The following is a 21016-nucleotide window of genomic DNA, read 5'->3' as shown; positions in this document are numbered from 1 at the left end:
AGCGAGATGGAGACCCGGCAAGCCCAGGCGACCGAGGCGATGATGGCGGTGTCGCCCACGATGACCGCGATCGTGGCCCGGACACTCAGCGAGGTCGCCGACGAGCTCACCGTCCCGCAGCTGCGTGTCCTGGTGCTGCTGAACTCCCGCGGACCGATGAACCTGACCACCATCGCCCAACACCTCCACGTCAACGCCTCGAACGCCAGCCGGACCTGCGACCAGCTCGTCGCCGCCGGACGGATCTCCCGCCAGCCGGACCCGGACGACCGGCGCAGCGCCGTACTCCGGCTGACCGACGAAGGAGGCCGGCTCCTCGCCGGCATCATGACGGCCCGCCGGCGTCTGATCGACGGCGTGGTCGTGCGGATGGACCCGGAGGACCAACAGATGCTCGCCGAAGGCCTGGCGGCCTTCACCGCGACCGTCGCGGCCATGCCCCCCGAGGAGTCGATCGGCCTGCCGGACGGCCGCCTCATTCCCTGGCTGCTCTGACCCGAGTGAGCCTGGACTTGTCCACAGCGGCGCCGCCGGCCATTGATCGACGGTGCGAGCAGACGCACCGTACGGGTCCACGGGCTGTCAAACGGACTTCATCGGCTACCTGCAGGTCGAGCCTCCGCTAGGAGCGGGCGAACGGTCGTTCATCAACCGGATCTCGGGTTCGCCGTTCCCGCCGTCAGGTGTGAAGATCCTGAGTCGGGATACCTGCCCATCAGAGGGCTTGCAACTGCTCGAGGAACCGGAGGATCACGGCGTTGACCGCGCTGGAGTCGTCCTGGTTCGCGACATGGCCCGCGTTGGCGATGACGTGCTCCTCGACCGCTTCGTGCACCGCCCATTTAGGCATGGACGTGGCGATGTTCCCGGTGCGGTCCTGATCGCCGCGGATCAGGCACAGGGGCACGGGGGTGCGGTACTCCGGATCGGGGCTGAGCGATTCGACTGCGGCCGCCCATGCTGCGACGAACTCGCGCTTGCTGAGGCTGCCGAACGCGCGCTCGAGGTCCTCCCGAGCCGCAGCCGCCGTCGCGGAGGAACGAACCATCAGCACCCGCATAGCCCGAAAAGGGATCGTCCGGAAGACGACAGAAGCGAGGGCGAGCAGGCGTCGATCCGTCGACGTCAGCGGGCCAGCGTTCCAGGCGGACCCGATGATCACGAGGGCGCGGACGCTGTCGGGGTGAAGCTTCGTGAACGTCTGAGCAAGGTTCCCACCGAGCGACTGCCCGACCAGCACCGGACGCTCGGCATCGACGTGCTTCAGCAGTGCCGACATGTCGGCGACAGCTCGGGCAGCGGTGAACTCGGTCGCGCTCGGTCGTGACAGGCCGTGACCTCGCATGTCCCAGGTGATGGCTCGATAGCCGGCCGCGGCCAACGCCGCTGCCTGACCGGTGAACATCCGATGGTCTGCACCCGCACCGTGTGTCAGCAGGACGGGCGGACCGTCACCGCACACCCAGTAGCGGAGCACGCCGCCATCGACGCGCAGCTCGCTCATGTCCTCACCCCCTACAGCCCGAGCTCGCGCCCGATGAGCTCTTTCATGATCTCGTTCGAGCCGGCCCAGATCTTCGTGACGCGTGCGTCTCGCCAGGCACGGGCCACGCGGTACTCGTTCATGAATCCGTAGCCGCCGTGGAGCTGCACGCAGTGGTCGAGCACGGCGTTCTGGACCTCGCTGGTCCACGACTTCGCCTTGGCCGCGTCGACTGCAGTCAGTCGACCTTCGCTGTGCGCCACGACGCACCGGTCGACGAAGGCCTCGGTCACCTCGATCTTCGTGACCAGCTCGGCGAGAAGGAACTTCGAGTGCTGGAACCGACCGATCGGCTGCCCGAACGCCATCCGGCTCCTGGCGTAGTCCAGCGTCTCCTCGAGGATCTGCTTGGCGTGCGCGACGTTCGCGATCGCGCAGACGAGGCGCTCTTGCGGGAGCCTCTCCATCATGTAGACGAACCCGCTGTCCACCTCCCCGATGACGTGGTCGTCTCCAAGGCGAACGTCCTCGAAGAAGAGCTCGGCGGTGTCGGACTCGTCCTGCCCCACCTTGTCGAGCTTGCGCCCCCGCTGGAAGCCGGGGACGTCGGTCGGGATGGCGAACAGGGTGATGCCGCGGGCCTTCTTCTGCGGGCTCGTGCGGACAGCGGTCAGGACCAGGTCGGCAGACGATCCGTTGGTGATGAAGGTCTTCGATCCGTTGATGACCCACTCGCGGCCGTCGCGGACCGCGGTGGTCTTCAAGGCAGCGAGATCTGAGCCGCCAGAAGGCTCCGTCATGCCGATCGCGAGCAGGATCTCTCCCGAGGCCGCCTTCGGCAGCCAGCGCTGCCTCTGCTCGATCGTCCCGAGGTCTGCGATGTAGGGCACTGTGACGTCCGCGTGAATTCCCCAGCACGATGCGAGCGCAGCGTTGACCTTGCTGAGCTCCTCGGTCATGACCGCGTTGAACCTGTAGTCCCGGGCGCCCAGCCCGCCGTACTCCTCCGCGATCTCGAGCCCGAGGAAGCCGTTGGCGCCTGCCTCCAGCCAGAAGTCACGCGGCAGTGCGCGCTGCTCGGCGTAGTTGTCGACGTGAGGGATCACCGACCGTTCGAGGAACGCCCGGACCGAGCCGCGGAACGCTTCGTGGTCCGCGTCGTACACGTCCCGCTTCACGGGTTGGGCCTCGGCGACGGCGCACCGATCCGCTCGCGCTTGACGACGATCCCGAGGGCCTCGCGATCCACCGTGTCCGAGGTGATCCCTGCTGTTCGCAAGACGGTCTTCTGGATCTTGCTGGTCGGCGTCTTCGGGAGCTCGTCGAGCACTCGGACGTATCTGGGCACCATGAAGTGCGCCATGCGGGGCCGGACGAACTCGATGAGCTCGCCGACATCGATCGTGTGGCCCGGAGCGGGGGCCACGATCGCGAGCACCTCGTCCTCGCCCTCGGGGCTAGGAGTCGCCACGACCGCGACCTCAGCGACGCTGGGGTGGGCGATGAGCTCGAGCTCGACCTCGTAGGAGGAGATGTTCTCGCCCCGCCGACGGATGGTGTCACCCATCCGGTCGACGAAGAAGTACTCGCCGCCGGCCCGCCGGAAGGCATCGCCGGTGTGGAACCAGCCGTTCCGCCAGGCAGCCGCAGTGGCGTCGGGACGTCCGAGGTAGCCGGAGGTGATCGTCCACGGCTCGGCGGAGCGCAACACGAGCTCACCCACCTCGCCGTCGGGCACGTCGTAGTCGTGGTCGTCGACCAGACGAGCCTCGATGCCCGGACGCACGCGCCCTGACGTGCCGTCGACGAGAGGATTCGGCCCGGAGACGATCGGGATGGATACCTCCGTCATGTTGTACATGGCGACCACTTCGACACCGAACCGGTCGGAGAACGCGAGGGCGTCCGACATCGGGATCATGAAGACCCGACGCAGCGAGTGGTCTCGGTCGAGAGGCGACGGCACCTGCTTGGAGAGGAAGGTGGCCATAACTCCGAGAAGCGTGACGTGGGTCGGCTTCGTGGAGCGCACCAGGTCCCAGAAGTCGGCCGTTCTGAATCCCGACGTCAGCACGATGCTGCCGCCCAGCACGAGCGCGGCGTTGACACCGATGGTCCCACCCGCATGGAAGAGGGGCAGGGTGACGAGGTAGCGGTCGTCCGCGCCGAAGTTCCCCTCGAAGGCAGCAGTGGCGCAGGCCGTGAGCTGTGCGTACGAGCAGATCACGCCCTTCGACGGTCCGGTGGTTCCAGATGTCAGCACGACCGCGTACGGATCCCAGGGATGCACCGGGACGGTGGGCAGCGCCTCCACCGGTCGCTGCTTCAGTACGTGCTCGGGGTGCTGGCGCACGCCGTCGACGCTGACGTCACCGGTGCCGATCACGACCACGTCGGTCAGCCGGGCACGGTCGACCTCGTTGAGGCGGGGCGCGAGGTCGGCGTGCACCACCGCCACCGCTGCGGTGGACAACGCCAGCGAGTGTTCCAGCAGACCGCCGCGATAGGCGCTGTTGAGCGGTACGAGCACGGCGCCGGCGAGGTTCGTGCCGAACCACACGCGGAGGGCGTCCGGCCCGGTCGGGAGCCACGACACCACGTGATCACCGGGACCCACTCCCAGGTCCGCGAGGCCGACGGCCGCGGACTCGGCCTGCCTGAGCGTCTCGGAGTAGGTCCAGCGGCTGCCGTCCTCGAAGACGACGAAGACTCGATCTGGGTGCTCGGCGGCGCGGCGCCGCAGGACGTGCGGCAGGACGACGTGATCCGCTGCGGGTCGACGAGTTGGCATCGGGGTTCCATTCCTCTCGATGGGATTGCTTGCGCGCGTGACGACGACGTGGCCAGCGTCCTGGGACAGATTGTCGGCAGGGAATCGCTATCGGCGTCGGGGGTCGAGCATCCGCTGGATCTCCTCGCCGAGGATATTGAGCGAGAAGACGGTCACGGCGATCGCGGCGCCTGGGACGACGGTGCTCCACGGAGCGAGCTCGAGGAACGTGTAGGAGCGAGCGAGCACCGTGCCCCAGGACGCAGTCGGGGGTTGGACGCCGAGCTGGACGAAGCTCAGGCTCGCCTCCGCGATGAGTGCGAACCCGGCGAGCACGGCGACCTGGGCGACGATCGGCTGCGCGACGTTGGGCACGACGTGGGGGATGATCATCCGTCGTGCTCCCCGGGCGCCGAACGACCGGGCCGCCTCGATGTAGGTCTGCTGCGTGATGGCCATCGTCTGAGCGCGTGCCAATCGCACGATCACCGGTGTGAGCACCACGCCCACCGCTGTCATGGCAGTCATGATGTCCGGCCCGAGCATGGCCGTGATGCCGATGGCGAGAACGAGCGCCGGGAACGCCATCAGTGCGTCCAGCACCCGCATCACGGCAGTGTCGGTGAGTCCGCGGACATATCCGGTCAGGACCCCCAGCGGGAAGCCGACGACGACGGCGATGCCGACCGCCCAGGCGGCAGCGAGGATCGACACCCGTGTGCCGTGGATCATCCGGCTCAGGACGTCCCGGCCGAGGTCGTCGGTGCCGAGTGGATGCTGCCAGCTCGGCGACTGGAGGATCGCCGTGAGGTTCTGCTCGTTCGGCGCGTGCGGAGCCAGCAGGTCGGCGAGCAGGACGACGAGCGCGACGACCGCGAGGACGGCGTAGCTGAACCAGACGACTGCGGGACGCCGCGGGGTGGTGCGGACCGCACGACTCAAGGTGACGGACATCAGGTGATCCTCGGATCCAGCAGACGGTAGGAGATGTCGACGATCAGGTTGGTCGCGAGCACGATCAGTGCGGTGAGGAGCACGACCGCCTGGATCACCACGTAGTCCCGCTGGTTGGTCGCCTCGACGACCAGGGAGCCGAGGCCTGAGATTCCGAAGACCGCCTCCACCACGACAGCGCCGCCCACGAGATGTGAGACCTGGATGCCCGTGATGGTGGCTACCGGCAGGCTCGAGTTCTTGAGGGCGTGGCGCCACACGATCGACTTGTGGGGCAGACCCATCGCGCGATGGGTCCTGACGTAGTCCGCGGACAGGTTCTCGATCATCGCCGACCGCACCTGTCGGCAGATCTCCGCAGCGCCGACCAGGCCGAGCGCGACGGCCGGGAGGACGAGTGCGTGCAACGCGCCGAGCGGGTCCTCACCGAGGTCCACGCCGCCCGGCCCGGGAAACCACCCGAGCTGTACCGCGAACAGGACGATCAGCATCATGCCCAGCCAGAAGTTCGGGATTGCGATACCAGCAGTCGCAGCAGTCGTGAGGAGCCGGTCGAGTCGCCCGCCGGGGCGCTGAGCCGCGCCGACACCGGTGGGGACACCGACGATGACGGCGATGAGCAGCGCCAGGATCGTCAGGATCAGGGTGACCGGCAGACGGTCGCGCACGAGCTCGGCCACAGGCTGGCCGGTCCGGTAGGACGTTCCGAGGTCGCCCGTGACGACGCCGGCCACCCAGTCCAGGTACTGCGCTGCCACCGATCTGTCGAGCCCGAGGTCCGCACGGATGCTCGCCAACTTCTCGTCGCTGGCGTACTCGCCCGCGATCGCGACGGCCGGATCGCCGGGGATGAGGTGCTGGAGCAGGAAGGCGATGAGGGTCGCGACGATTACGGTGGGAGCCGTCCACGCCAGGCGCGCACCCACGGCCCGGAGCGTCCTCATCGGATCACCGCCGACCGCTCGTCGCCGGGATAGAGCTCGTCGATCCGCAGGCAAGCTGACGCACGGTCACCTCCAGCGGGCCTGAGCTCCGGCAGATTCTCACTACAGGATGGCGCCCTGTGGCCGCACCGGGTGTGGAAGCGACATCCGGACGGCGGCCGCAGGGGACTGGGGATGTCGCCCTCCAGGATGATACGGCGGGTCCGTGACCCACCGCGGACGTCCGGTTGGGCCGACAGCAAGGCCTCCGAGTAGGGGTGCTTGGGACGCGTGAAGAGCTCGTCGGTCGGAGCGACCTCGGCGAGGCGACCCAGGTACATCACCGCGATCCGGTCGGCGAGGTGCCCAACCACGCCCAGATCGTGGCTGATGAACACGACGGTGAGGCGGTGCTCGGCCTTCAGGTCCTTCAGGAGGTTCAGGATCTCGGCTTGTAGCGCGACGTCCAGTGCTGCGACGGACTCGTCGCACACGAGGAGCCGAGGCCGCGTCACGAGGGCGCGCGCGATGTTGGCCCGTTGCTTCTGACCCCCGCTCAGCTGGTGCGGATACCTCTCGGCCAGCTGGCTCGAGAGGCCCACGTCGTCGAGCGCGGCCATGGCCTGTGCGTCGCGCTCGCGCCGTTCACCGCGGCGCATGACGTCCAGCGGCTCCCGCACGCTCTGCAGGATGGTGCGCCGCGGATCGAGCGCGCTGTGGGGGTCCTGGAAGACCATCTGGACGGATCGGGTGAACTCGCGGCGGCCCGCGCGGTCGAACCCGGCGATCGATCGTCCCTGCCAGGAGACGGTGCCGGCACTGATCGGTACGAGGCCGAGCATTGCGCGGGCCAGGGTGGTCTTGCCCGATCCGCTCTCGCCGATGAGCCCGAGAGTCTCGCCGGTCAGGACGTCGAGCGTGACGTCGTCGACTGCTGATACGCGTTGCCTGCGGCCGGCCGGGAACGTCACGGAGACGTGGTCGAATCCCATCAGTGCGCTCATCCGAACGCTCCTTCCAGGTGCAGCTCAGCAGTCCGCACACATCGCGCCTGACGCCTCTCCCCGACGGGCAACAGCGCCGGGGGCGTGCGGCACACCTCCGCCGCGAACGCGCAGCGCTCGGCGAAGACACACCCCGGTACCTCCCGTCCGGGCGGTGGGACCCGGCCCGGAATCGTGATGAGCCGGTCCTGACGCCGGTTGGTCGAGGGCAGGGCTGACAAGAGACCCGAGGTGTAGGGGTGGGCCGGTCGAGCGAGCACCTGCTGCACCGGGCCGGACTCGACGACCCTGCCGGCGTACATCGTGATCATCCGGTCACAGGTCTCCGCCACGACCCCGAGGTCGTGAGTCACGAAGAGAACTCCCATGTCGTGCTCGTCGGCCAGGCCCGTGATGAGCTCGAGGAGCTGGGCCTGGATGGTCACGTCGACGGCTGTCGTCGGTTCGTCGGCGATGAGCAGTCGCGGCGCACACGCCAGCGCGAGGGCGATGACGACACGTTGACGCATGCCTCCGGACAGCTCGTGCGGATAGAAGCGCATCCGGACCCGAGGGTCGGGGATGCCCACTTGGTCCAACAGCTCGAGTGCTCTGGCCCGAGCAGGAGCGCCTCGCAACCCCTGACGGTGGCGGAGCGTTTCCGACAGCTGGTAACCGATGGTGAACACCGGGTCCAGTGCGGTCATGGGCTCCTGGAAGACCATGGCCATCGGTACTTCGTTGTGGGGCTTCACCCGACCCTGTGAGTCCCACAGCGGTTCGCCGTCGAGCATGGCCGACCCCTGGATCCGCGACACGCGCGGATCCAGGAGCCCCATCAAGGCCAGCGAGGTGATCGTCTTCCCGCTGCCGCTCTCGCCGACCAGGCCGACGATCTCGCCGGCTGCGATCGAGAAGGAGGCACCATGGAGCGCTTGGACCGTGTGCGCGCCCTGGTCGAAGAAGATGTCGAGCTCGTGCACCCTCAGCAGGGCCCCGTCCATGGTGTCGCTCCGCTCAGCTCAGCGTCACGCCGAGGAACTTGGGCTTGCCCAGGAGATTGTCCTGGAAGCCGCTGACCTCGCTGCTCAGGCCGATGAGGTTGTCCGGGAAGCACAGCGGAAGGAACGCGGAGTGGTCATACACCGCGCGCGCCGCCGCTTGGAACCCTTCGACCCGGTCCGGGATCTCGACCGACTCGTCGGTCTGCTCCAGTGCTGCTTCGAGGCCGGGCGTGGGCTCGCCGGATGTGTTGTAGAAGCTCTCCTCGGAGAACACGACGTCGTAGGCCATCTTCGGGTCCGGGCGCCCGGTGAACGCGGAGAGGAGTGCCGGGGCGGCATGGTCCGTGAAGTAGGCGTTGACCGCTTGAACACCCTCGCGGGGTTGGAGCTCCACGGTCACACCGATGTCGGCCCACTGCTGCTGGATGATCTCCGCCATGCGGACCGATCCGGCATCCGCGCTGAGAAGCATGTCGAAGGTCAGGTCGCTGGCACCGGCTTCGGCCAGGAGGGATCGCGCCTCGTCCTGGTCGAAGTCGTAGACGACGTCCTCCGGCGCTGCGGCCCAGTAGTCGGACGGGAAGAGGCTGGAAGCCGGGCTGCCCAGCTCGAAGTAGGCGCTCTTGACGATCGCCTCACGGTCGATCGCCAGGTTCAGGGCCCGGCGCACCCGTGGGTCGTTCAGCTCGGGCGCGGCGGTGTTGAAGTAGACCTGGTCGACCCACAGGCGCGGAGTCCGCTCCAGCTGGAGGTCCGAGTCGTCTCCCACGGTGGAGGCTGCTGCTGCGGGATAGCTCAGCGCGATGTGCTGCTGGCCCGAACGCAGGGAAGTGGCACGGGTGGTCGGGTCGGCGACCACGTTGAACTGGATCTCCTGGACCCGGGCCGCATCTGCGTTCCAGTAGTCCTCGAACCGCTCCACTCGCAGCGACTGGCCTCGGTTCCACTCCACGTAGGACCAACCGCCCGACCCCACAGGGTTGTTGCTCACGTCGCCGTCGCTGGCCTCGACGGCCGCCGGGGAGACCATCATTCCAGCGCGATCGGAAAGAGCCATGAGTAGCGACGCGTCCGGCTCGGAGAGCAGGAGGGTGACGGTGCGCGGGTCCTCCACGCGGATCGTCTTCACCGCGGCAAGGTCCACGGCCACGTTCGACCCCTCGTCCCGGGCGCGCTCGAGGTTGAACTTCACGGCCTCGGCGTCCAGCGCGGTGCCGTCGTGGAACGTGAGGCCCTCGCGCAGGGTCAGCGTCAGCTCGGTCGGACTCGCCTGCTGCCACTCCTCGACAAGTCCCGGCTGCGGGGTCATGTCCGCGTCGAAGCTGATCAGCGTCTCGTAGATCGGGTAGAGCATGACGTGATCGCCGCCAGCACTCCCGAGGATCGGGTCGAGCGACGACGCGTCGGCCGGCACTGCCACCTCGAGCCGCTTGTCGCCGGACTTCGTCGTGTCGCTATCGGTGCCGCCGCACGCAGAGACCGCAAGAGTGATCGCCACGACGACCGCGGCCAACCGCGTTGGTCTGGCCAGTCTGTTGAGGTTCATGCCGTTCTTCCTTCCTCTCGGCGCGTTGGTGCGCCGCTGAGACCTACGGAGTCGCTGTCGAACTGCCTGGACCCGGCTTCATTGGGTGACCTCCTTCACCCGAGGAGATGTCCGCCGTCGGCGACGACCACCTGGCCGGTCACCCAGCGGCCGTGCTCGCTGCAGACGAAACCGACGAGGGCAGCGAGGTCGTCGGGCTGGCCGACCCGGCCGAGAGGCGTACGCCGTGCGACGGCCGCCTTGAGGCGCTCGGGATCACCGGAGATGTCACCCAGGGCGTCGGTGTCGATCACGCCGCCGCTCACGACGTTGACAGTGACTCCGCGGCGGCCCAGCTCGACGGCCAGGTACCGCGTGGCGGCCTCGACGGCTGCCATCGAGGTTGCGATCGGGGCGTAGCCGGGGACATGAAGTCGCGTCCCCGTGCTGGCGATCGAGACCACCCGCCCGCCGTCGTCCAGATCCGCTCCTGCCGCGTCCACGAGACCGAGAAGTGCTCCGAGCCGAGCGGTGAACATCTCCTGGTAGACCGCGAGAGGGACGTCGAGGGCAGGACCCAACACGGGCGTGTCGGCTCCGAAACCGGTGGCGTTCGAGACGACGGCACGGACTCGACCCAGTCGGTCGCGGGCCGCAGAGACGAAGTCGGCGCAGGACTCCGACGACCGGACGTCGACCTGGAGGGCGACCGCGTTCCGCCCTGCGGCGCGGATGTCCGCGGCCACGGACTCGCCCTCTGCTGCCCGGGAGTAGTAGCCGATCGCGACGTCGAACCCGAGGCGCGCGAGCTCCGCAGCGACCGCGCTGCCGACGCCGCGGCTGGCGCCGGTGACGACTGCGACCCCGCTCACGACGCGCCGCCCTCACCCAGGCCGTCGAAGCGGACGGGCTCGCCGGGCGCTGCGGCGGCGTAGCGCTGCCGTGCCGCTGCCTGGAGACGGGTCGACTCGTCGGTTGCGAGCAGCTGGGCGAAGGTGCTGCCCTCGAGTCGCAGGGCGTCGGAGACCGGCAGCGCCATCCCGTCGCGGAGCACGGCCTTGGCTGCGATGAGGGCGGTGCGCGGAAGCTTCGCCACTGCGGCTGCCTCACTGCGCACGACGGACGCGAACTCGCCGTCCGCGTACACCCGGCTCACGATCCCCAGCTCGAAAGCTCGGGCCGCGTCGAACCTGGCGCCGGTGATCACCAGGTCCGTGGCTGGTCCTCGACCGATCAGTCGGCTCAGTCGCTGCGTCCCGCCGGCGCCCGGGATGATTCCCAGCGCGGTCTCGATGAACGAGAAGTGCGCACGACGGCTCGCCCAGCGCATCGTGCACGCCAACGACAGCTCTATCCCGCCGCCCCACGCCTGACCGTCGATCGCCGCGATCACCGGCTGGGGCATCGTCTCGATGAGCCGCATCGTCGCGTACCAGGACCGAGCCTCCGGCACGGGTCCGCTCGAGAGCCGGGCGAGCTCGTCCAGGTCGGCGTGAGCCACGAAGTAGCCGTCGACGTCGCTTCGCAGCACGACCACCGACACCGCGGGATCCCCGGAGAGCTCGCTGAGCAGTGTGCCCAGTTCGGCGAGCCCGTCGAAGGTCAGGAAGTTGCGCGGCGGGTTGCTGAGGACGAGTTCGGCGACGCCGTTCTGTGTCGTGACCGTCCATTGCGTCATGTCAGATGTCCTTCTGGTTGTCGATGGCGTCGACAGTGAGGGTGGAGCCAGCCGGATGCAGGTTCACCGTGACCGTGCGTGCCTCGCTGGACGTGACCGACGACTCGAGCGAGTTCAGGTTGCGGTCGGCGTGGGGGAACGCACTGCTGGTGATCACCAGGCCCATCCGGTGGCCGGCCTTGAACCGTTGAGCCGTGTAGCCGAGGTCGATCCGGACGTCGAAGCCCTGACCGGACCGATCGTGTCGCACGACTGCGTCGGTGCGATCCCGAAGGCGCACGATGCCTTCGGCGACCGGGAAGATGCGTCCGTCCGGCCAACAGTCGACCAGACGAACGACCACGTCGGTGTCGGGCTGGTCGATCTCCACGCGCAGGTCGGCGCGGACCCTGCCGACGACGTCGACAGCCGTCGAGAGTGGGGGAGTCTGGTAGCTCAGCACATCCGAGCGGTCGAGCTGCCAGGAGAGGTCGATCGGGCCCGGTGTGGATCGGCCGAGGTGGATCACGCGCCCACCGCGGACGGGAACCGGTACGAACGGGTCGTAGCGGTAGGAGTCGACCGCGCCGTTTTCGCTCGCAGCCTCGCCGAGGAAGCCGGAGCCGCCTCCGGCGCGTGCGCCGGGGTGCAGGTGTAGGACGTACGGCGACGCGTTCGGAGGGGGCCAGGCCGGCGCCGAGTCCCAACGGTCGGCGCCCATTAGGAAGTACGTCACCTCGTGCGACGGCGCGCCGGAGGCGGCGTCCTTCCGGTGGAAGAAGTCGAGCTGTCGAGCCGGGAGGCGGGCGGCGCCGGCGGATGCCGTGATGCCGAAGTTGTGCTCACCGACGAGGTGGGACAGGGATCCGGTGTGTGCCCACGGTCCGACGACCAGTCGATGTGACAGGTCCGGTTGCTCGGCGACGGCCTCCCGGAAGGCGTCGACGGTCGCTGAGCAGAAGACGTCGTACCAGCCGGTCGTGACGAAGACCGGCACGTCGATGTCCGAGGCACGCCACTCCGGCGTCGTGCTGACCTCGCCGCTCAGGAGAGCAGGGATGTCGAGGGGGAACCCGGTGAGGGACGACATCGGTCCCTCGACCAATGGCAAGGCCGTGAGCGCGGGACTCGGGTCGGCCCACAAGTCCCGCAGCGTGGCGACCGTGCGCTCGTCGGCCAGTTCCGGGTGCCGCGCGACCCAGTCCGTCGCCATGTAGATCAGCCAGGTGAGGACCTGTTCGAGGCGCATGGCGCCGCCCATCTCGCGCCGATCCCTGCTGCCGGTGGTCACCATGGCGGCGGCGACACCGGCGAGGCTGGGCGGTCGCGTCGACGCGCCGAGGAACGAGAGGATGCCGCCGTACGACGTGCCCGCAAGGATCACCTGGCCGTTGCACCACTCCTGGCGTGCGACCCACTCCACGGTGTCGAACGTGTCGAGGGCCTCCTGGTCCCACATCAGCGGGGCCCAGTCGCCGTCGGAGCCGAAACGTCCTCGCGTGTCCTGCATGACGGCGGCATAGCCGCCGAGGATGCAGTCGAGCGGTTTGAGCACGTCGGAGGTCAGCGCACGTCGGCCATAGGGCGTACGGAAGACCACCGCAGGAGCCGGATCGCCGAGACGCCACACGTCGGAGCGCAGCACCACGCCGTCGCGCATCGGTGTCTCGACGTCGCCGTGCCACGAGGCGGTCGTCGTCACACCGGCGCCTTGATCTGGAGCATCCGGCTCGCCATCTCGTTCCAACCCGCGGTCGCCCCGCCGTCCACGTTGATGACGCCGCCGGTCAGGTAGGACGAGCCGGGGAGCGCAGCGAAGACGGCGGCACGAGCCTGTTCCTCGGGCTGGCTCAGTCGGCCCACCGAGGTCGAACCGACGAGGATGTCGCGGAGCTCGCCCTCGGGCCAGAGGGAGTCCACCATGGCCGTGTGCGTCGGCCCGGAGAGCAGGGCGACCGCACGGATCCCCTGTGCGCCGTAGTCGAGCGCGACGGAGCGGGTCAGCCCCACCACCGCGTGCTTGGCCATGTTGTAGATGGGGGAGCGGGGCGTGGCACCGATGCCACACATCGACGCGGTGAAGAGGAAGACGCCGCCACGCTCGCGCATGTAGCGGACGCCGGAGCGGACGAGGTAGAAGTTCGCGTCGCAACAAACACCCATGACGCGGCGGTAGTCGGCGTCGGAGATCGAGTGCGCGCGGCCGGGCACATTGATGCCCGCGTTGCCGTGGACGATGTCGAGGCGTCCGTATCGGTCGACCACCTCGGCCAGCCCGCGCTCGACGGCCTCGGAGTCGGACACGTCGACGCTGAGGATGTCGGGCCCCGCCTCGAGGTCGAACCCGACCGCGATGGCGCCCGCGCGACGGAACAACTCCATTGAGGCTGCGCCGATTCCGCTGGCGGCCCCGGTGATCACCGCGACGTGTCCGTCGAAGCGTCCGAAGATGTCGTGATCCATATGTGGTCTCCTCATTTTCCGGTGAATCGTGGGGCGCGCTTCTGCACGAACGCGTTAGCGCCTTCGATGGCGTCGGTGACCTCGACGTTGTTCCGGATGTGGACTGCGTTCTGGAACCGCAGTGCAAGTTGGACGGGCTGGCCGGCGCACTGCTCGCGCAGCTCCTTGAACAGGCCGATCGCCGCCGTGGGCCCTTCTGCGAGCCGACGTGCCTGCGTGAGGACGGCGTCCACCAGCTCGTCGTGGGGCACCACCTCGGTGAAGATTCCGAGACGGCCGGCCTCGTGCGCGTCGAGGAGCTCGCCGGACAGGTAGATCTCGGTCGCGCGCGCGGCCCCGACGAGCCGTGAGAGCATCACAAGGCCGCCGGCCTGGGCCACCTTGATGAGCGCACTCCCGATCCGAGCCTCGGTACTAGCGATCCGCAGGTCGCCGGCGCACGCGAGCTCCGCTCCGGCGCCAGCGGCGAATCCGTTCACAGCGGTGATCACGGGCACCCGGCTGGTGACGATGAGCTCCAGGATCCGCAAGTACATCGGGTCGAGCGTGTTTCCGATGACCGGCGACTTTCGGTAGTCCCCGTTGATGTGCTCCTCCACCGCGCCGAGGTCGTCGCCGGCACAGAAAGCCCTGCCTTCGCCGGTGATCACCACGACGCGAGTTGCCGGGTCGCCCGTGAGGCGATCGAGAGCCTGGTAGAGGTCCTCGCCGAGCTGCCTGTCGATCGCGTTGAGGCGGTGCGGCCGGTTGAGCGCGATCCACACGACCCCGGGGTGCGGGCTCGTCACCAGCAGCGTCTCCAGGTGCAGTCGGTCGTCGTGCGTGGTCATTGGCGGTTCATTCCTCCGTCGATGAAGAGCGACTGACCCGTGACGTAGGCCGACTCGTCGCTGAGAAGCCATGCCACCGCTGCGGCGACGTCGGCAGGGGTGCCGAGGCGCCGCAGCGGCAGACCGCGCGCCACGCGCTCGGCGATCGAGCGCAGCGAACCCTGGTCGAGCATCGGGGTGTCGATGAAGCCCGGGCAGACCGCGTTGGCGCGGACACCCCGCGGTCCGAGCTCGACTGCAAGGGAGCGAGTCAGGGTGAGCAGACCGCCCTTGCTGGCGTCGTACGCCGCTTGCCCTGCGAATCCGACCACGGCGATCGAGCAGATGTTGACGATCACCCCGGTCCCGCTTCGCGTCAGCGCGTCGGCGAGGTCGCGCGACAGGCGGAACGGGGCGTCGAGGTTGACGCTGAGGACCCGGGTCCAGTCGTCGTCGTGTTGCTCGCCCAACGGCGCGCGGTGCTCGATCCCGGCGTTGTTGACGAGTCCATCCAACCCGCCGAGCTCGTCACGACACAGCGTTGACACGGCGGCGGGGGCGGAGGGATCGAGCAGGTCCACGCCGGCCAGGGTCAGTCCCGCCGGACAGTCGGCTCCTCGAGCGGCCACGGCCTCCGGCCGGTCCACCCCCAGGACGCACGCACCCTCCGCGAGCAGCCGGTCCGTCAGCGCTGCGCCGATGCCCCCGAGCGCCCCGGTGACCAGGACCCGACGGTCTGCCAGGCGCCCGCTCATCGCTGCACCTGCCCAGCCAGTCCGAGCAGCCGGGAGGCGTTGCCGCGGAGCCAGGCCGCGCGTACGTCGTCCTCGAGCGGGAGGGCTGCTGCGGCGGCTGCGATCTGTCCGGGTGAGGTGCCGTGTGTCCAGCTCGTGGAACCGAACATGACGCGGTGCTTCAGGGAGCGGGAGCCGTGGAGGAAGAGGGGCTCCCATCCCGATCCGGGCTGGGCCATCGTCTCGGGGTGGTGTGAGGAGAACTCGAGGTAGACGTTCGGGTGGCGCTGGAGGAGCGCCACAGCCTCCGGGATCCATGGCCACCCCCCGTGGCCGAGGACGATCTTCAGCTCCGGGTGGCGCAGGGCGATCCGGTCGATGACCTGAGGGGCACTGATCGTCATCGGCGCCGCCGATGAGAAGTTCTGGCCGCTGTGGATCCACACCGGCAGTCCGCGATCGACCGCGAACCGCCAGAGCGGGTCGTGAACAGCGTCGCTCGGATCGACCCGGTCGAGGAACGGGATGACCGAGAGACCCGTGAGTCCGAGCTCGTCGACGGCCCGGGTGGCCTCCGCTACGCCACCGGTCGGCTCCGCCAGAGACACGCCTGCCCAGCCCAGGAACCTGTCCGGATGGGCAGCGACGATCCGGGCGACGTGGTCGTTGAGGGTCCCGCCTCCGCACGGCCAGGGTCCCCCGTGAAGGACTTGGACGACATCGTCGGCAACGAGCCCCGCGATGTGCTCGGAGAGCGTCACTGCCTCGGTCAGTGCTCCCGCGAGCCTGTCGATGGCCGCGTCGAGGTCGTCGGTGAGAAGGCAGCGGACGGTGGTGGGGGACAGGTTGGTCAGGCGGGCGAAGCGGCCGGCGAAGACGTCCCCGTATCGCGGCGCCTCGCGGAGCAGTGCGCCGAGGTAGGCCTGCCAGCCGGCGCGCTCGTAGACGACGTCGCACATGTCGAGGACCTGAGCGGTTGCCTGCATGAACGTTTGTTTACCAGTGGCACCGGTCACACGTCAACAAACGTTCATACATTTCCGCTGTCAGAGTCCGCCCGTGACCGCCGCGCGTCGGGATGCCCGCCAGACCGACACGGCCGAGCGGATCCTGCACGTCGCGACGGAGCTGTTCTTCGTCACGGGCTACCCCGGTACGTCGGTACGCCAGATCATGCGCGCGTGCGACGTCTCGGCGGCATCGATGTACAACCACTTCACGTCGAAGGAAGAGGTTCTCTACGCCATTCTCGTGCGGTCGTTGGAGGACTCGTTGTCGTCGCTGCGGGTCGCCTCGGCGACCGCCGACCGCGATGCGGAGGCGCAGCTGCGGGCATTGGTCCGCGCCATCTCGACCTTCCACTCCGAGCGTCAGCTCGAAGGCCTCGTCAGTCAGACCGAGTGGCGCTACCTCCCGCCGGCGCGCGCCGCCGACGTGCTCGCACTCCAGAGGGAGGTCCGGGCGCTGTTCGAGGAATGCCTCTCTCGTGGGGTCGAGTCCGGCGAGTTCGCCTTGGGTGCGGCGGGCGTCGATGTCGAGGTCGCGGCGAAGTCGATCCTCGACCTCTGCATCAACGCGGGCAAGTGGTTCCGGCCGCACGGCAGGCTCGGCTCTGCCGACATCGCGCGCCAGCACGTCGAGCTGGTGGCATGCCTGGTAGGGGCGGGACGCGCGGGCGGTCGGCGGGCGGGCGACGCCAGCGGATCGTCCGCCATCGGTGGAGAGCCGGTCAGGTAGGACGGACGACGCAGACCCGGCCGCAGCTCGAGGCAGTCGTCCAGGCAGGTTCCGCTATGAAGCGTTCCCCACCATTGCCATCACCATCGCGACGTGCTGGCGTGCCAGCTCGGCCGAGGACACCCGACCGCCGTGCCGGAACCATCGGCCCGCGTTCATGCACAGGTCGAGGATCGCCTTCGCCGTGATGTCGACGTCGACCCCGCGGTCGACGAACGAGAAGGACCCGTCGTCGGCCCCCCGGCGCAGAACGCGCTCGAAGATCTCTCGCACCTCGCGCTGCCTGACCAGGATCGCCTGGGCGCGCTCGCGTGGCAGGTGCCGCCACTCCCGTTGGCTGACGATGCCCTCGACCTGGCGTTCGGTGTGGAACCTCGAGATCGCCTCCACCAAGGCGGCCAGCTGTGCGCCCGGGTCCTCGCCGGCGGCGTCCAACCCGGACCGGAGCACCGTGAGCGTGTCGTCGTGCGAGCGCTCGAGGATCGCGTACAGCACGTCCTCCTTCGAGGCGAAGTGGTTGTACATCGACCCGGCCGTCACGTCGCACGCGGTCATGATCCGTCGCACCGAGGTGGCGGCGTAGCCGTCCGTGAAGAACATCTGCGCTGCCACGTCGAGGATCCGCTGGGCGGTCGGCGACATCGGCGCGGCTTGGCTGTTCCCGGTCACGCCTCGACGCTACACCGCCGGGTGAACGTTTGTTGACCTCCCTCACCGAGAGATGGTAAACAAACGTTCATGCACCATCCTGGAGCCCCGTGGCTGGAAGCCGGGTGCCGACCCGTCCGCGGTGCCTCTCCGACCGTCGTCGCCGACCGCAAGGAACATGCCATGGCTGGAGCATTCATGGACGTCGGGCTCGGCGCCTCCCGGCGGCGCGCCGACGAGCTCGCCGACAACTACGGCGAGCGCTTCCGCCCCACGGCGTACCTCCGCCAGCTGGCTGCTGCCGGCTCTGGGCTCGGTGGGAGCTCGGCAAGGCCGACCGAGCGAGGACTCGGTGGGCAGGGTTCCCCCGACCCGGGGCAGCACAGATGAGCACGTTCGCTTCCAGCGACCTCGACGACCTGCTCGAGCGCACCAGGTCCTTCGTGAGAGACGTCGTGCTCCCGATCGAGGACGCCGCCGAGGGCGACGTCGAGGCGGCCGGCGGTGACCGGCTGCGGGTGGAGCTCCAGCAGGAGGCTCGGGCCCGCGGGCTGCTCAGCCCGCACGGACCCGAGGACCTGGGCGGCCTCGGCCTCGGCATGGTCGACCGCGTCCCGGTGTTCGAGGCGGCCGGGTGGTCGCTCTTCGGGCCGATGGCGCTCAACATCGCGGCGCCCGACGAGGGCAACATGCACCTGCTCGACAGAGCCGCGACCGGTGCGCAGCGGGAGGAGTTCCTCCGTCCGCTCGTCGGCGGCCAGGTGCGGTCGGCGTTCGCGATGACCGAGCCGGCTCCGGGCGCCGGGTCCGACCCGTCAGCGCTGCGCACCGAGGCCCGGCGGGTGCCCGGGGGCTGGCGGATCTCGGGCCGCAAGATCTTCATCACCGGAGCCGACGGTGCCGGCTTCTTCATCGTGATGGCGCGGACGTCGGGCCAGCCCGGGGACAGCAGCGGCGCCACGATGTTCCTGACCCCCGCCGACGTCGACGGCATCCGGATCGTCCGGCACGTCCGCACGCTCGACCGGTCCATGCTCGGCGGCCACTGCGAGGTCGTCCTCGACGACGTGTTCGTGCCCGATGATGGGGTTCTCGGGGAGGTCGACCAGGGCTTCGCCAACGCCCAGGTCCGCCTCGGTCCGGCCCGGATGACCCACGTGATGCGGTGGCTGGGGGCCGCCCTCCGCGGGCACGACGTCGCACTGCGTTACGTGACCGAGCGGCAGGCCTTCGGCGGCCCGCTAGCGGAGTCGGGCCTGGTCCACCAGCTCGTCGCGGACAACGAGATCGACATCGCCGCAACCCGGGCGCTCCTGCTCGATGCCTGCCGCGAGCTCGACTCTGGCGGGCGCGCATCGGCGTCCACCTCGATCGCCAAGACGTTCGGCGCCGAGGCCATCGGGCGCATCGTCGACCGGTCCGTCCAGATGTGCGGCGGGCTCGGCGTGTCCGAGGACCTGCCCCTGTCCCGGCTCTCCCGCGAGGTCCGACCGTTCCGGATCTACGACGGCGCCTCCGAGGTGCACCGCTGGTCGATCGCCCGACGCGCGCTGCGGAAGGTGGAGCGCGGATGACGGAACTGGCTCCCGAGGAGCTCCTGCGGGTCGGTGCCCTCCTCGCCTCGGCCGGTGAGGAACTCGCCGGGCCGCTCGACGCGAGCCTCGTCGCGGGCGGTCGCTCCAACCTGACCTACCGCCTCTCCGACGGCCGGCGGTCGTGGGCACTGCGGCGTCCACCACGCGCCGCAGTCATCGAGTCGGCGCACGACATGGCGCGCGAGTACCGCGTCGTCGCCGCGCTCCGGGGCACGGCGGTGCCCGTCGCCCGCGCCGTCGTCCTCGACGACGGCGTCGCGCTGGGCGTGCCCTGCGCGATCGTCGAGTTCGTCGAGGGGCGCACGGTCCGCTCCCGGGACGCCCTGGTCGGCTGGTCGCCCGTCGACCACGTTCGTTGCGCCGCCGGGCTGGTCGAGACCTTGGCAGCGCTGCACGCGATCGACCCGGCGTCGGTCGGGCTCGGCGAGCACGGCCGACCCGACGGCTACGCCGCCCGTCAGCTGCGGCGGTGGCACCGGCAATGGGAGCAGATCGGCGGCACGGACCCGCGGGCGGACCGCCTGCACGCGCGGCTCACTGCCCTCCTGCCCGAGCAGCGGCTGACCGGCATCGTGCACGGTGACTTCCGCGTCGACAACGTGATCCTCGCACCGGACGACCCCGGGGAGGTGCTGGCGGTCGTCGACTGGGAGCTGTCCACCCTCGGCGACCCGACCGCAGACGTGGCGCTCATGTGCGCCTACCGCCACCCGGCGCTCGACGGGATCCTCGGCCTCCCTGCTGCCTGGGCGAGCGAGCAGTTTCCGAGCGCCGACGAGCTGTGGGACTGCTACCAGGAGCGGTCCGGCCGCGACCTCGGGGACAAGGCGTTCCACATGGGGCTCGCCTACTACAAGATCGCGATGATCGCCGCCGGCATCAGCTATCGGCACGGCCAGGGGGCCACCTCCGGCAACGGGTACGAGGGCGTCGCGGCCACGGTTCCGGTGCTCCTCGACGCGGGCCTGGCAGGTTTGGACAATGACTGAGGCGCGCGGCCGCGCGAGCGCCCTCGTCACCGGGGCGTCGCGCGGGATCGGGCTCGGGATCGCCGAGATGCTCGCTCGCCGCGGCACCGCGCTGACGATCACGGCCCGGGACGGGGAACGCCTCGCCGATGTTGCCGGGCACCTGCGTGAGCTGGGTGCGCCGGAGGTGGTGTCGGTCGCCGGCGACCTGGCCGACTCGGCGCTTCCAGACGTCCTGGGCAAGAGACACGCCGAGGCATTCGGCGACCTCGGTTGCCTCGTGCTCAATGCCGGTGTTGGGACCGCCGCGCCGATCGGCGACCTCCCGGAGGCACGGCTCGACAAGACATTGGCCGTCAACCTGCGTGCTCCGGTGTTGCTCCTCCAGCGGCTGCTGCCCCTGCTGCGCGCCGCCGACCGCGCCCGCGTTGTGGTGCTCTCGTCCATCAGCGGCGTCTACGCGGAGCCCGGCTTGGCGGCGTACGGCGCGACCAAGGCGGCGCTCAACTCGCTGGTCGAGACGCTCAACGCCGAGGAGTCGGGCAACGGCGTCAGCGCCACCGCGATCGCTCCCGGTTACGTCGACACCGACATGTCGGCCTGGACCCACGACCGCATCCCACCCGACGAGATGATCCCGGTGAGCGACGTGGTCACGCTCGTGGAGGCGCTGGTGTCGCTGAGCGCCCAGTCGGTGGTGCCCCGGATACTGATCACCCGCGCTGGGACGTCGGGCTTCGAAGCCTGAAGAGCTCGGGCGGGA

Annotated in this window: 22 protein-coding genes; 6 read left to right on the top strand and 16 right to left on the bottom strand. The window is 69.4% G+C overall.

What is annotated here, in order from left to right:
• Positions 1 to 6 precede the first annotated feature (6 nt).
• Positions 7 to 495: a MarR family winged helix-turn-helix transcriptional regulator gene (locus MF406_RS18400; RefSeq protein ID WP_242898017.1), complete on the top strand. Its 489-nt coding sequence runs from the start codon at positions 7 to 9 to the stop codon at positions 493 to 495.
• A gap of 220 nt (positions 496 to 715) precedes the next feature.
• Here the strand turns inward: MF406_RS18400 and MF406_RS18395 are convergent, their stop codons facing one another.
• The 15 genes from MF406_RS18395 to MF406_RS18325 form a co-directional block, all read right to left on the bottom strand.
• A complete protein-coding gene (locus tag MF406_RS18395) occupies positions 716 to 1504 on the bottom strand; it encodes an alpha/beta fold hydrolase (RefSeq protein WP_242898016.1) in 789 nt (262 codons plus the stop codon).
• Between the two features lie 11 nt (positions 1505 to 1515).
• The gene (locus MF406_RS18390) at positions 1516 to 2661 is read right to left on the bottom strand and encodes an acyl-CoA dehydrogenase family protein (protein WP_242898015.1); all 1146 of its coding nucleotides are present in this window, start codon (positions 2659 to 2661) and stop codon (positions 1516 to 1518) included.
• A complete protein-coding gene (locus MF406_RS18385; protein WP_242898014.1) occupies positions 2658 to 4274 on the bottom strand; it encodes an AMP-binding protein in 1617 nt (538 codons plus the stop codon). Before MF406_RS18385 ends, MF406_RS18390 begins: the two co-directional genes overlap by 4 nt.
• A gap of 87 nt (positions 4275 to 4361) precedes the next feature.
• Positions 4362 to 5207 (bottom strand): ABC transporter permease, encoded by an 846-nt coding sequence (locus MF406_RS18380; RefSeq protein WP_242898013.1) that lies wholly within the window; start codon positions 5205 to 5207, stop codon positions 4362 to 4364.
• Positions 5207 to 6133 (bottom strand): ABC transporter permease, encoded by a 927-nt coding sequence (locus tag MF406_RS18375; RefSeq protein WP_242898012.1) that lies wholly within the window; start codon positions 6131 to 6133, stop codon positions 5207 to 5209. Before MF406_RS18375 ends, MF406_RS18380 begins: the two co-directional genes overlap by 1 nt.
• 14 nt (positions 6134 to 6147) lie before the next feature.
• Positions 6148 to 7134, bottom strand: coding sequence for an ABC transporter ATP-binding protein (locus tag MF406_RS18370; RefSeq protein ID WP_242898011.1), 987 nt, complete (start codon positions 7132 to 7134; stop codon positions 6148 to 6150).
• Positions 7131 to 8117, bottom strand: coding sequence for an ABC transporter ATP-binding protein (locus MF406_RS18365; RefSeq protein WP_242898010.1), 987 nt, complete (start codon positions 8115 to 8117; stop codon positions 7131 to 7133). Before MF406_RS18365 ends, MF406_RS18370 begins: the two co-directional genes overlap by 4 nt.
• Before the next feature lie 13 nt (positions 8118 to 8130).
• A complete protein-coding gene (locus tag MF406_RS18360) occupies positions 8131 to 9630 on the bottom strand; it encodes an ABC transporter substrate-binding protein (protein ID WP_242898009.1) in 1500 nt (499 codons plus the stop codon).
• Positions 9631 to 9758: 128 nt separating this feature from the next.
• Positions 9759 to 10514 (bottom strand): SDR family NAD(P)-dependent oxidoreductase, encoded by a 756-nt coding sequence (locus MF406_RS18355; RefSeq protein ID WP_242898008.1) that lies wholly within the window; start codon positions 10512 to 10514, stop codon positions 9759 to 9761.
• Positions 10511 to 11320, bottom strand: a complete 810-nt coding sequence (locus MF406_RS18350) for an enoyl-CoA hydratase/isomerase family protein (RefSeq protein WP_242898007.1) — start codon at positions 11318 to 11320, stop codon at positions 10511 to 10513. The genes MF406_RS18355 and MF406_RS18350 overlap by 4 nt, the downstream gene beginning before the upstream one ends.
• Before the next feature lies 1 nt (position 11321).
• Positions 11322 to 13001 carry a CocE/NonD family hydrolase gene (locus tag MF406_RS18345; protein ID WP_242898006.1) on the bottom strand — a complete coding sequence of 560 codons (1680 nt, stop codon included), beginning with the start codon at positions 12999 to 13001 and terminating at the stop codon, positions 11322 to 11324.
• On the bottom strand, positions 12998 to 13762 hold the full coding sequence (locus MF406_RS18340) for an SDR family NAD(P)-dependent oxidoreductase (RefSeq protein WP_242898005.1): 765 nt from the start codon (positions 13760 to 13762) through the stop codon (positions 12998 to 13000). Before MF406_RS18340 ends, MF406_RS18345 begins: the two co-directional genes overlap by 4 nt.
• Positions 13763 to 13773: 11 nt before the next feature.
• Positions 13774 to 14592 carry an enoyl-CoA hydratase/isomerase family protein gene (locus MF406_RS18335; protein WP_242898004.1) on the bottom strand — a complete coding sequence of 273 codons (819 nt, stop codon included), beginning with the start codon at positions 14590 to 14592 and terminating at the stop codon, positions 13774 to 13776.
• On the bottom strand, positions 14589 to 15326 hold the full coding sequence (locus MF406_RS18330) for an SDR family NAD(P)-dependent oxidoreductase (protein WP_242898003.1): 738 nt from the start codon (positions 15324 to 15326) through the stop codon (positions 14589 to 14591). The genes MF406_RS18335 and MF406_RS18330 overlap by 4 nt, the downstream gene beginning before the upstream one ends.
• The gene (locus MF406_RS18325; protein WP_242898002.1) at positions 15323 to 16264 is read right to left on the bottom strand and encodes an amidohydrolase family protein; all 942 of its coding nucleotides are present in this window, start codon (positions 16262 to 16264) and stop codon (positions 15323 to 15325) included. Before MF406_RS18325 ends, MF406_RS18330 begins: the two co-directional genes overlap by 4 nt.
• A 100-nt stretch (positions 16265 to 16364) precedes the next feature.
• Here MF406_RS18325 and MF406_RS18320 point away from each other — a divergent pair, with 100 nt between their 5' ends.
• Positions 16365 to 17042, top strand: coding sequence for a TetR/AcrR family transcriptional regulator (locus tag MF406_RS18320; RefSeq protein WP_242898001.1), 678 nt, complete (start codon positions 16365 to 16367; stop codon positions 17040 to 17042).
• Between the two features lie 54 nt (positions 17043 to 17096).
• Here MF406_RS18320 and MF406_RS18315 read toward each other — a convergent pair whose 3' ends face one another.
• A complete protein-coding gene (locus MF406_RS18315) occupies positions 17097 to 17711 on the bottom strand; it encodes a TetR/AcrR family transcriptional regulator (RefSeq protein WP_242898000.1) in 615 nt (204 codons plus the stop codon).
• 162 nt (positions 17712 to 17873) lie between these two features.
• On the opposite strand from MF406_RS18315, the gene MF406_RS18310 reads away from it, so the two are divergent.
• The 4 genes from MF406_RS18310 to MF406_RS18295 are packed head-to-tail and all read left to right on the top strand — an operon-like array spanning position 17874 to position 21001.
• The gene (locus MF406_RS18310) at positions 17874 to 18080 is read left to right on the top strand and encodes a hypothetical protein (RefSeq protein WP_242897999.1); all 207 of its coding nucleotides are present in this window, start codon (positions 17874 to 17876) and stop codon (positions 18078 to 18080) included.
• Positions 18077 to 19264 (top strand): acyl-CoA dehydrogenase family protein, encoded by a 1188-nt coding sequence (locus MF406_RS18305; protein ID WP_242897998.1) that lies wholly within the window; start codon positions 18077 to 18079, stop codon positions 19262 to 19264. Before MF406_RS18310 ends, MF406_RS18305 begins: the two co-directional genes overlap by 4 nt.
• The gene (locus tag MF406_RS18300; RefSeq protein ID WP_242897997.1) at positions 19261 to 20274 is read left to right on the top strand and encodes a phosphotransferase family protein; all 1014 of its coding nucleotides are present in this window, start codon (positions 19261 to 19263) and stop codon (positions 20272 to 20274) included. Before MF406_RS18305 ends, MF406_RS18300 begins: the two co-directional genes overlap by 4 nt.
• Positions 20267 to 21001 (top strand): SDR family oxidoreductase, encoded by a 735-nt coding sequence (locus MF406_RS18295; RefSeq protein ID WP_242897996.1) that lies wholly within the window; start codon positions 20267 to 20269, stop codon positions 20999 to 21001. The genes MF406_RS18300 and MF406_RS18295 overlap by 8 nt, the downstream gene beginning before the upstream one ends.
• Positions 21002 to 21016 lie beyond the last annotated feature (15 nt).

The sequence above is a fragment of the Georgenia sp. TF02-10 genome, assembly GCF_022759505.1.
Taxonomy (GTDB): domain Bacteria; phylum Actinomycetota; class Actinomycetes; order Actinomycetales; family Actinomycetaceae; genus TF02-10.
The sequence above is the reverse complement of the archived record's forward strand: the minus strand, read 5'-3'. Positions and strand labels throughout refer to the sequence as shown.

What these genes read in the sequence shown, in the direction of transcription:
- MF406_RS18300 (WP_242897997.1), top strand. Translation starts at nt 19,261, where the DNA reads ATGACGGAACTGGCTCCCGAGGAGCTCCTGCGGGTCGGTGCCCTCCTC.
- MF406_RS18350 (WP_242898007.1), bottom strand. Translation starts at nt 11,320, where the DNA reads ATGACGCAATGGACGGTCACGACACAGAACGGCGTCGCCGAACTCGTC.
- MF406_RS18295 (WP_242897996.1), top strand. Translation starts at nt 20,267, where the DNA reads ATGACTGAGGCGCGCGGCCGCGCGAGCGCCCTCGTCACCGGGGCGTCG.
- MF406_RS18380 (WP_242898013.1), bottom strand. Translation starts at nt 5,207, where the DNA reads ATGTCCGTCACCTTGAGTCGTGCGGTCCGCACCACCCCGCGGCGTCCC.
- MF406_RS18335 (WP_242898004.1), bottom strand. Translation starts at nt 14,592, where the DNA reads ATGACCACGCACGACGACCGACTGCACCTGGAGACGCTGCTGGTGACG.
- MF406_RS18370 (WP_242898011.1), bottom strand. Translation starts at nt 7,134, where the DNA reads ATGAGCGCACTGATGGGATTCGACCACGTCTCCGTGACGTTCCCGGCC.
- MF406_RS18365 (WP_242898010.1), bottom strand. Translation starts at nt 8,117, where the DNA reads ATGGACGGGGCCCTGCTGAGGGTGCACGAGCTCGACATCTTCTTCGAC.
- MF406_RS18330 (WP_242898003.1), bottom strand. Translation starts at nt 15,326, where the DNA reads ATGAGCGGGCGCCTGGCAGACCGTCGGGTCCTGGTCACCGGGGCGCTC.
- MF406_RS18305 (WP_242897998.1), top strand. Translation starts at nt 18,077, where the DNA reads ATGAGCACGTTCGCTTCCAGCGACCTCGACGACCTGCTCGAGCGCACC.
- MF406_RS18340 (WP_242898005.1), bottom strand. Translation starts at nt 13,762, where the DNA reads ATGGATCACGACATCTTCGGACGCTTCGACGGACACGTCGCGGTGATC.
- MF406_RS18395 (WP_242898016.1), bottom strand. Translation starts at nt 1,504, where the DNA reads ATGAGCGAGCTGCGCGTCGATGGCGGCGTGCTCCGCTACTGGGTGTGC.
- MF406_RS18310 (WP_242897999.1), top strand. Translation starts at nt 17,874, where the DNA reads ATGGCTGGAGCATTCATGGACGTCGGGCTCGGCGCCTCCCGGCGGCGC.
- MF406_RS18325 (WP_242898002.1), bottom strand. Translation starts at nt 16,264, where the DNA reads ATGTGCGACGTCGTCTACGAGCGCGCCGGCTGGCAGGCCTACCTCGGC.
- MF406_RS18385 (WP_242898014.1), bottom strand. Translation starts at nt 4,274, where the DNA reads ATGCCAACTCGTCGACCCGCAGCGGATCACGTCGTCCTGCCGCACGTC.
- MF406_RS18400 (WP_242898017.1), top strand. Translation starts at nt 7, where the DNA reads ATGGAGACCCGGCAAGCCCAGGCGACCGAGGCGATGATGGCGGTGTCG.